Annotated in this window: 5 protein-coding genes; 2 read left to right on the top strand and 3 right to left on the bottom strand. The window is 64.7% G+C overall.

Going from position 1 to position 9777, the window contains the following annotated elements; all coding sequences use genetic code 11:
- The first annotated feature begins 51 nt into the window (after positions 1 to 51).
- Both IH13_RS46220 and IH13_RS0127505 read left to right on the top strand, forming a co-directional pair.
- Positions 52 to 1067, top strand: a protein-coding gene (locus IH13_RS46220) for an IS630 family transposase (protein WP_420713405.1) whose coding sequence is annotated in 2 segments (ribosomal slippage) — positions 52 to 448 and positions 448 to 1067 — 1017 coding nt in all. Because the reading frame shifts where the segments join, the coding sequence is not laid out codon by codon here.
- A gap of 150 nt (positions 1068 to 1217) precedes the next feature.
- The gene (locus tag IH13_RS0127505; RefSeq protein ID WP_158791332.1) at positions 1218 to 1535 is read left to right on the top strand and encodes a hypothetical protein; all 318 of its coding nucleotides are present in this window, start codon (positions 1218 to 1220) and stop codon (positions 1533 to 1535) included.
- Between the two features lie 213 nt (positions 1536 to 1748).
- Here the strand turns inward: IH13_RS0127505 and IH13_RS0127500 are convergent, their stop codons facing one another.
- From IH13_RS0127500 to IH13_RS0127485, 3 genes are all read right to left on the bottom strand, one after another.
- Complete coding sequence (locus tag IH13_RS0127500) at positions 1749 to 4025, bottom strand: nSTAND3 domain-containing NTPase (RefSeq protein ID WP_234433409.1); 2277 nt, start codon at positions 4023 to 4025, stop codon at positions 1749 to 1751.
- 620 nt (positions 4026 to 4645) lie between these two features.
- A complete protein-coding gene (locus tag IH13_RS43610; RefSeq protein ID WP_158791330.1) occupies positions 4646 to 6103 on the bottom strand; it encodes a HEPN domain-containing protein in 1458 nt (485 codons plus the stop codon).
- Between the two features lie 226 nt (positions 6104 to 6329).
- Positions 6330 to 9440, bottom strand: a complete 3111-nt coding sequence (locus IH13_RS0127485) for a hypothetical protein (protein WP_031088669.1) — start codon at positions 9438 to 9440, stop codon at positions 6330 to 6332.
- Between the last annotated feature and the right edge of the window lie 337 nt (positions 9441 to 9777).

Below are 9777 nucleotides of genomic sequence, written 5' to 3'. Positions count from 1 at the left end.
CCTTGAACTCCGGCGGGTAGTTCTTCATGACCACGAGATGTCCGTCCTCAGATCCGCAGGATCCAGTGTCTCGTGTGTCCAACATCAGGGGTCAAGGCCCGTTCAGCGATCGCCAGGGATCTGCGGGTCAGCGTCCGGTCGGTGCAGCGATGGCGTCAGGTATGGGCCGAGAGCGGTCCACGAGCCCTGCGCTCGCAGGGGCCCGCATCACTGCCGCGACTGAGCGAGAAGCAGTTCGCTCAGCTGGAGTCGGAGCTGGCCAAAGGGCCGGCCGCGCACGGCTGGGAGGACCAGCGCTGGACTCTGAGCCGTGTGAAGACGGTGATCGGAAGGCGCTTCCACCTCACTTACACGGTCCAGGGCGTGCGCAAGTTGTTGGTGCGTAACGGCTGGTCCTGCCAGGTCCCGGCCCGGCGTGCCATGGAGCGCGATGATGACGCGGTGGCCGGGTGGGTCAAGGAGGTGTGGCCCCGCGCGGAAGGCTAGCGGCGGCTCGTGGAGCCTGGCTGGTCTTCGAGGACGAAGCCGGCTTCTCCATGACGCCGTCGCAAGCAAGGACCTGGTCCCACCGCGGCCGGACCCCGGTGGTGCGGGTCCGCGGCCGGTCTCGCAGACGTATATCGATCGCCGCGCTGACCTGCTACAAACCCGGCCACCGATCCCGGCTGATCTACCGGCCGCGACGGGACGACGGCCGACGTGACGGGCGCAAGAGCTTCTCCTGGCGCGACTACCGGGACCTTCTGATCGCAGCCCACCAACAGCTCGGCGGCCCGATACTCCTCATCTGGGACAACCTCAACGTGCACAAGGCCGCAGGTCTTCGGGAGTTCGCCGCCTCCCGGGACTGGCTGACCATCCTCTACCTGCCGGCTTACGCACCCGACCTCAACCCCGTCGAAGGCATCTGGTCCCTGCTACGTCGCGGCTGGCTCTCCAACGTCGCCTTCTCCACGCCAGAACACCTCATCCGCACCCTCCGGAGCGGCCTACGGCACATCCAGTACCGCAGCAACCTCATCGATGGTTGCCTCACCGAGACCGACCTGACCATCAGATCCTCATGACGACACCACGAGTTAAATCTCAGTAGGTAACGGGGGGTTTCCGGCGGGTGCGAGGTAGTGGAGGTGCCGGGTTGTGGGGTTCTCCGCTGCCGGGGCCAGAGCGGCGATGGCGGCATTGAGCTGGTCCCGCCAGCGGTTGAGAACGAGGGGGTGGCACAGGGTGTCGTCTCGGGTGTTCTGCCGGGAGGCATCTTCGATGAGACAGCGGCGAAATGCGTGGTCGCCGGGGGGCAGGAGGTGTTGGACGGTCTCGCTGACCGGCGCCTCGAGAACACATCGGCCAGTTCGGATCCAGGCACGAGCGGGACATCACCTGGGGGCCTGGGCGAAGACCTCGAGAAGCTGTTGCTTCGCGCCTTCGAGCTCGCCCGATTCGCCGTGAAGCTCGGCCCCGGCATCGCACAGCCTCACCTGACCGACCTGTCCGCCCGCTACGGCGAACGCCGGTACCTGCTGGAGTGCAAGTAGCAGTGGGCAAAAGGGCGACATCGACGGCTGGGTAACATTTACAACAGGCTCCGGTGCATCAGCCTCAGTGTGCTCGGCGTCATCGTCATTGGGATCACATGTCCTGCCCAGGGCTTACAGCCAGCCAGTGTGAGGGACCCGAGACCGCGTCGCTGCTTCACGTTGCGACGCTGCTGATTCCGTCGGCACGAGGGCACTACGGGCCGGGGCTCCCTACGCGTCGGGGATCATGTCCGGGTCTCTCAGCCTCTTCATCAGCTCGGTGATGACCTCTCGGTCCCGCTCCTCATTGCTGTACGGGCCTGGTGCGGCGGTCTCCTGGCGGGGCGCGAAGCGTGGCATGTCGCGAAACTTGGCAAACCCGTCGACCAGCTTCTGGATGGTGGCGAAGTCTTCGGCAGACTCGTCGTCCTCGCCGCCTTCGTAGCCTTGGTCGAACAAGAACTGCAGCAGCCTATCCAGCGGGTCAGCGTCGAGCATGGACTCATCCTCGCCGGCGACCAGGTGAAGCGCGTCGAGCGCGCACTCAACGAGGGCCTTCAGAGGAGGGCCGCTCAGTGAGCCGCCGGGAATCTCCTGCAGGTTTTCGTAGAGGCAGATGGCCCCGTACCAGTCGCCGTCCTCCACCTGCTCCGCAAGCTCCAGCCGGATCGCGTCCGCCACCTCACTGGCACAGCGCGCCACGTCCTCTTGAGCAAGGAGCGGGCTGCCAGCCATGGCGTGCACCAAACTGACGAGGTGCTCGGCGTGCTCGCCTCGCCAGTGACCCGGGCCCGTCTCCTTGACGACTTGCGCCGCCAGCGGAACGGAGCCCAGCAGTTCGGCAGCCTCCAGGATCCACGTCAGGTTAGACGCCTCGCTCTCGTCCGCGACTTCAGGGGACCACTCGACGAATTCCGCCGTCTCCAGCACCGCGGACTCGGTCCGTGCGGCTTCCGCCTTGAGCTGCGCGAGGATGCCGGCCCCATCCGCCATTTCGGCCGCGTCGATCAGGCTGTGAATCTGCACCGGATCGACCAGCGCGCCCAGGAGCGCGGCCATCGAGGCCCGCCCGGTGTTGAGATGGAAGCGGAGGTAGTCCGCGATCGACGGATTATGGAAGGACACAGTGCGCTGTTCGACGGCGACCATCGTGCCGTCCAGCACCTGCAGCGCCCTGCGGAAGGTCCGGACGTCTGCCTCCAGCCCACGTTCCTTGCGGTACCAGGACCAGGATTCGTTCAGCGTGTCCAATGTGGCCGTGCGCAGAGTGAAGAGGACTTCGAGCAGATGCACCGCCTCGTCGGTCAGATCGTTCTCCACGATCCGTTCCCAGATGCGTCGGGGATCGTCGAGGTTCTTCCGTACGGCGGCAGCGACGTCCTGCTCCCGTCGGGCGGCGAGCCGGAGTGTCTCCTCGATCAGCCGGGGGCTGAAGTTGCGGTGCTCGACGATCGGCTGCCACACCGCCCGCTCGGCGAACGGCCGCTTCTGCTCAGCGGGCAGTTGCGCGTAATGGACGTGGTTGTAGAGGATCTGGCCCCTGACACCGAGGCTCAGGTCGGTGAGGTGAACGACGCTGGTCGCCTTTGAGACGTCCGGGGCACCGAGCCTGCCGTGCTTCAGCAGGGCGTGCTCCAGAATGTAGTCACGGGTCGTCATCACCAGCGCTTTGTCCGGAGCCTCCTGGATCTCCCGGATGATGTCGATGAGGCGGGCGTCCTCGTTCTTGTTGAGCTGAGACTCCAGCGTCGTCTGGCCCAGGAAGTCGTCGTAAAGGAACAGCTGAGGCGTGTCCTCGCGCCACAGCGCCGTGATCTCCTCAGCGTCCTGCGAGATCTCGTGAACCTCGTACCCGTTGCCCATGAGCCACGCGGCGAGCATCAGAGCCACCGTTGTCTTGCCCACTCCCGGAATCCCGGCGATGACGCAGACATGCTGCTCGTCCAGGATGGCCTTCGCCCGGTCGAAGCCTTCGTGCGGCACGAAGGTGTCCGCCGTACGCGGAATGCGCTTGCCCAGCCAGGACGAGCGCACGTGCTTCTCTTGGTTCAGCACCGTCTGCAGGACGGCAGTGCCGCTCAGCCAGAGACGGAAATGGCGCTGGACCAGTTCGGGTCTGCTTTGCAGTTCGGCGACGATCTCGTCCACACCGTAGAGGTCTCCGGTGGTGTGTACGTAGGGATCGAACGCGTCGCGGATCGAGTCCTTGCCGTCCACGGTCAGGCCCACGCTCGTGGCGATGAGGTACCGGTCCGGCTTCAGCGCGCGGACCTTGGGTAGCTCGTCCTTGATCAGACGCTTCGTCAGCATCGCCTGCGCGGCCTTGGGCCAGTGCTTACACTGGACGACCGTCACGGTCCCGTCCACGGCCGTGTGACGCAGGTCGATCCCCCGGTCCCGGCCACGTGGAAAGAGCTCCAGCGGCACGCCGAGAATCTCACCGAAAAGATCCCGGCAGACGACCTCGAAGTCGTGGTCTGTGAGGCGTCCCAAGTCGAAAGAATCCATGCCGCCTTCGTACATCGCAGTGGTGCTGTCAAGCCTCATTCTTCACCGGCCGCCACCGCCGCCACACCTCTGACCACCTTAGGCAGGTTCTATCTGCTTCGTACCCTCTGCTCCCGGTCTCGCTCGGCCTTTTGCAGCGTGATGTCAGGTGCCGACGCCCGCCCAGTGACAAGGACGGATCCGGCGGCGGACGACGGTCGTCTTTGTCACAGCGCCTCGCCCACCGGCAAGAGTGGGGGTGTATCCGCGCGCTCGGCATATCTCTGGAGCCTGTCGTCCTGGTCCTCCAGCTGCGACGACTAAGCTTCGAGCAGTCCCCATCACGGCACGAGGCAACGTCTGTCTTCATGCTGGCGGCGTGACGGACGCCCCCGAGGTCTTCACTGCTGTGACCACGCATATTCACCGCACCTGGTTCGATGCCCGCCACGAATGGACAGGCCGTGTCGGTCGGCTCTCTTCCCATCGCGATGAATCTGGGGTGGGTGTGGGGCGGCGAGCGGGCCGACGTGGTGCATCACTCTGTGTCCTTCTACTCGTTGGCGACTCCCTTTGCCTACGGGACAGCCAGCACTGCGGGGAGGACCCACCATGCAGGAACCGACACGGACCGATGCGTATCAGTCCGTGTCGCCGATCAGCACGCGCATCGGCTCTTCTGCCGACGGTGCTGTCAGCACGCTGCGACGAGCGAGCTCAACGAAGCACAAAGCGAAGCCGCGTCGCACCTGCGCCAGGTCGACACCGGATGTGACGACACCGGCGTGGACGACGCTGTTGCGTTGCTTGTATAGGTCGTGCACGGCCTGGGCGTAGCCGAGGACGCCGGGCTGTCCACGCAGGAGGAGCCTCGTTCTTCTCTGCAGTTTCGTTGCGATGGCACCTGTGTTGGCGCCGTCAGTCAGCATCATCTCGAACGCCACGGCCAGGCTCACTATCTGCGACCAGCCCTCGTCAGACTCGTGAAAGGAGCGGCGGAAGTAGGCCAGCGAATCGTGGAGTTTGGTGTAGGCCTTGCTCAGCCCATCAGGTTTGGCGGCAGGTCTGCGCAGCATCGCGTGCCGCATGTAGCCGTCATAGACGGCGTCAACTGCTTCCCGTGCTGCCTCGGCGAAATCTCGGCGACGCGCCCAGTAGCGGGGGTCGATCTCAACGTTGAGCTCGCTGATTTCCGCCAGGGCGGCCTTGCGTAGCCCGATCGGGACGCAGTCCCCGTCGAGGGCACGGCGGTCTGCCGGGCTGTCAAAGAGGTTGAGGTAGTGGTGGATGTCCAGGGTCTCCTGGTTGTTGACGCGCGCCGAGCTGAACAGGTACCCGCTGCGCATGTCGTTCGGGGGTTGCACGGCGGCGAGCAGGCAGGCAAGCGCGCTTGCAGCGCGCAGACGACCAAGAACCAAAGGTTCTGTGTCGTAGTAACTTCCCGGAGCCGTAGAAATGGCGATCACCATGATCGGGTTCTTTTCGAGCCAGCCCACGGGACGACTGCGCCGCCAGTGCTCCAGCAACTCCAGTGGGAGGTGCTTGCGTACTCCGAGGACACTGCGTATCGCGTCGAGGGTCTCGCGGGTCCTACTCCAGCGATTGGTCTGAGGAAAGAGCGCGATCCCGGAGCCAGCGGGTGAGAAGATCCAGGATCGGGCGGTGCGAAACCGCAGCAGCCCGCCGGCAAGTAGTCCGAAGGAATGGACAGGAAATACCACCATGCCGGGGCGGGCCAGCTGACGGTCACGCACGATCTCCAGGCATCTGAGTACCGGATCTGCTGCACGGTCGATCGCTACTGCTCGGTAGAGCAGTCGGTCCAGTACCTCGGGGCCAAGGAAAACTCTGCGTGACCATAGTTCCCGGGCCAGCTCGGCTCTGATGGAAGTGAGGTGAAACGCGCTGGCACGTGCCAGGGCGTCCTCGTCGAGTTCGGCTGCTGCCAGGTCCTCTACGGAACCGTACTGGGAAATTCGCTCCGCGCTACTGTGCAGGAAATCCGCGGATTTGCGGACGGTGTTCTTTCCTTGGGTCCGCACCTGGTTGATTTCCGCCGCCAGCTTCTTGATGCCCGGCAGTCGCTCGTGTGCTGTCACTTCCCACCCCCTGGTGAGCGGTACCGTAACGCAACCCCATCCCGCCCAACCCGGCAGGTTCCAGAGCATCAGGAGGTCGATGCCCTGGTTCTGGAGGGCTTAACGTTCCTAGAACTGAAAGCTGATGCCTCGTCGGTTGCCTCGCAGAGCGACAACTGCAGTCGGTACGCGCTGACTTAGGCTACCCGCTGTCCCGAGCCCCGGTGTCTGCGTGACGCTTCCCGGATCATGACACTGCCGCTGCGTTGTCGTCGCCGGTGGTGGAGAGCGGGCGCGAGACGAACATGTCTGCGTGCTCGATGTCATCGGTCCAGTACCCATACCGGTCACCGAGCACACGAAGCAGCACTTCAGGTTGGAGGCTGCTGCTGCGGACGACCAGACCCAGGTTGCTGGCTGTTGCCAGAGCTGCGCCGTGCAAGTGTGACCTGAGAGCGCTCAATGTGAAGTCTTGGGTCGGCACGGGTTCGTCATCGGGAAGCTCGGGCGCCATCACGATAGCCTTGAGCCGGATGTGGCGCTCAGCAGAGTCGTTGGGAGCAGGTCGAAGTCCTCGCCGTTCAAGTCGACAGTTTCCTACGAAATTGGCGATGGCGGTCAGCAGGTGCCAGTCCTTCCACCCTTGCTCTCGCAGCGAAACCACAGTGCGTATGAATTCCCGGTCAGCGCTCAGGCGCGGCAGCGTGTAGCGGATGATAGGGACGAGAGCGGCGTAACGGTGGCGCACGTCCTCGAGCGCGGTGCTGTGGTTGTACCCAGGGCCAGGTCCGCTCTTGGGTTCAAGAGCGGCCGACTTAGGCCGGCCATTGAGGGCTGTGGCGGCGCCGACGGCTGGTTCGGACAGGGCTGCCATGGCTTCGTAGTTGCTCGAGCTGAGGAAGTCGGCCAGTTCGTCATAGGGGCGGCCGGCGACAAGCTTGTGCCACAGGCCAGCGGCAAAGCTCTCCTCGATGAGCTTCATAAACGCCTCGTTGGGCAGTAGCGACTGAGAGATCAGCACACTCACTGCTGCAGCGGTCAAGTCCTTAAGACCTGCTTCCAAGTCCTGGCTGTCGACCGCAGCAAGTCGCACAATCCACCGGTTGGCCTCTGGGTCGGTTACTTGCCCCCAGCCGTCGTGCCGGTCGAACGTCGCTACGATCTCGGCATGGACCTCGACTGCAAGCCGGCCGGGCAGGAGAAGAGGGTCGCGGGTGGCCATCTCGGCGACAAGTACCTGTACTGCTGCGGTAAAGCGCTCGGCGGCCAGGACCGATAGCCGGTCGTTGGCACAGGTGATCTCCCAGTCGACGCCCAGCGCACTCCAGGTGTAGCGGCGCTTCGGGCCGGCGTCGCTGAATGGCCTGCCCACTCCTTGGGCGTCTGCTTCGTTGGCGTACATGTCTTCGGTCGCAGCAGGCTCGCTCGGGATCGAGGCGACGATCTCGTCGATGGCAGTGGCGAAACCCACTGATGCCATGGCTTCGCGGAGCATGGAGGCGAATCGGGGGCGCACGGCAAGCGCAGCGTTCATCGTGAGGGCCTGGTTGGCCATCATGTCCCAGACGTACGGGTAGCGCTCAGCGTTGAACGGCTCGTCGAGATAGACGTTCTGTGCCATCAGACCGATGCGGAACAGATGGGTCGCGGACAGCCAGTTCCCGGCCTGATGGTCGTATTCGGCAGCAAGGACGATGCCTCGCGGGACGAAACGCATCAGTTCCTGGTCGGGTGCGGACCTCGCAGCTGCAGCGGCGGCCAATGCGCACTGTTTGGCCGCCATGGCCAGGCCGAGCTCGCTGTAGATCCGTGAGCACAGTAGCAACATCGTCAGTCCTCCCTCGAGAGTCTCGCCGTACCACCAGTTGAGCTTGGCTTCGTGGATCTCTCGCAGTGCTTCGAGGAGGCGGTCGTTTTTGACCAAAGCTAGGCCGCGGGCCTGTGCTCGTTCGCCTCGGGCCGATTGGCCGGCGATCCTGTCGGTTGCCATGTCGAGCAGGTCTCGGACTTCCCTGTACAGCGGGTGGTCCACCAGTGCAGGCGCAAGGAGGTCGAAGATGTCGGCGACGTGCTCGACCGGAAACAGCGGTGCGTCATCAAGGTGCCGCCCCAGCCGGGCCAGGGTCTGCATGCCTGTGTCGATGTCGGTGAAGGCCGGCTGAGTCTCGAAGGCGGGCAGAGGTTGTCCGCCCGCCATCGCCTCACGGACCTGCGCGGTGACCTCTGCGACGCTGGGCAGGTCGCTTTGGGTCCTTCTCAGGCCGACGGGAACTTTCGGGTGCAGCGCCAGTCGGGCCCTCAGGGCGAGTAGGTGTGCCGTGGCGTTGGGCGCGGGACCCTCTTCCAGGAGACGGTCGGTCTTCATTTGAAGCTCGCGCTGCCAGGTGCGCAGTTCGTCCGAGGTGACGGCGGTCAGTCCGCGCATCAGGGCCCCGAAGGTGTAGCCGAGCAGTACGACGGCGTCCTCGAGCAGGCCGGGATCGTTGAGTGCGTCATCCGTTGTCAGCCGGGTGAAGATGTCGCGTGCCAAGTCGTCCACCGGCAGCATCGTCTCCAGGCCCCGGAGCGTCGCAACCACAAGCTCGTAGCGGGCTCGAAGCGCCGTCTGTGTTCCTGGCGTGGCGTTGAGCAGCGCCCGGGTGTGGCCGAGCCAGTCGGGCAGATCAGCGCGGGCTTCGGCGTGGAACGTGGCGTGACGCAGAGGCGCCTTCAGGTCGATCAGGTCACCCAGCGTACAAGCGGGCTCTTCACGCTCGCGCCATCGCTGGCGGGCCTCGAGGTACCAGTCGGGAAGGTCACCGGCCGTCTCCGGTAGGGCGGGGGCCAGGTTGGACGGCAGGTGAAGGTACTGCACGGCAAGGTAGAACAGGTCGTGGTCGGCAAGGTGCACAGCGAGTGCCGCTGCGTCCCAGATGTCCAGCTCTACCTGGTGCGTGCGTGCCGCCTCCTCGATCAGTTTGTGTTGCTTGCCGGAGGGGACGGGAGTGACCGTGAAGTAGATGACCCGGTCGACGGATGTGCCCTGGCCGCAGATCGAACCGAGGTCCTTGAGGATCTTCGCCGGCACCTTGGTCTTCTGGATGGTGCAAGCCATCACCACGCGCTCCGTTGAAGCCAACGCTTCGAAGACTGAGGTTCCCGGCAGGTCGCGTGGAATGTTCGTCCAGTGGCTTTCAGCGTCCCGCCCTTGGTCGCCCCCGCTGCTGACAGGCCCGGTCGCAGGGTGCAGATTGCTGGTGATTCGCCGGCGCGCCAGGCCGAGGCACAGCAACTCGAACTCGTGGTGGCTGTTGGTCTCGGCGAGGGTGTCCAAGGCGAACCGGACTTGTCGTTCGAGTTGCACGGCATCGTTGGCCATCCCTCTACCTCCACATCAGAACCCGTGACAGCGCCTCCCCCAGTGTCGGGCACGACACTGACAGCGTCTGAATCAGCGTCGGACGCTATGCCTGACCGCCCTGGACAGCCCACAGACGTTGAGGTAGGCGCTCCCGCCCCTCGAACCGCCAGGGTGGGCATCGCTCAACCACCAGACGAAGCCTCGGGAGCCCCACCTCGACGCAGGGGCTGCAGACGTCGTGCCATGCAGTGACTACCTCGGCTCTGTCCCGTGATCGAACCCCCGAGGCAGCGTCTGGGCCCGCCCAGCTGGAGCGGAGCCCGCTGCTACCGTCAGAGCTTGCAGACACCCCGAC

Origin of the sequence: Streptomyces sp. NRRL WC-3549 (assembly GCF_000721935.1) — a bacterium.
GTDB lineage: Bacteria > Actinomycetota > Actinomycetes > Streptomycetales > Streptomycetaceae > Streptomyces.
This window is presented reverse-complemented; position numbering and strand designations above follow the sequence as displayed.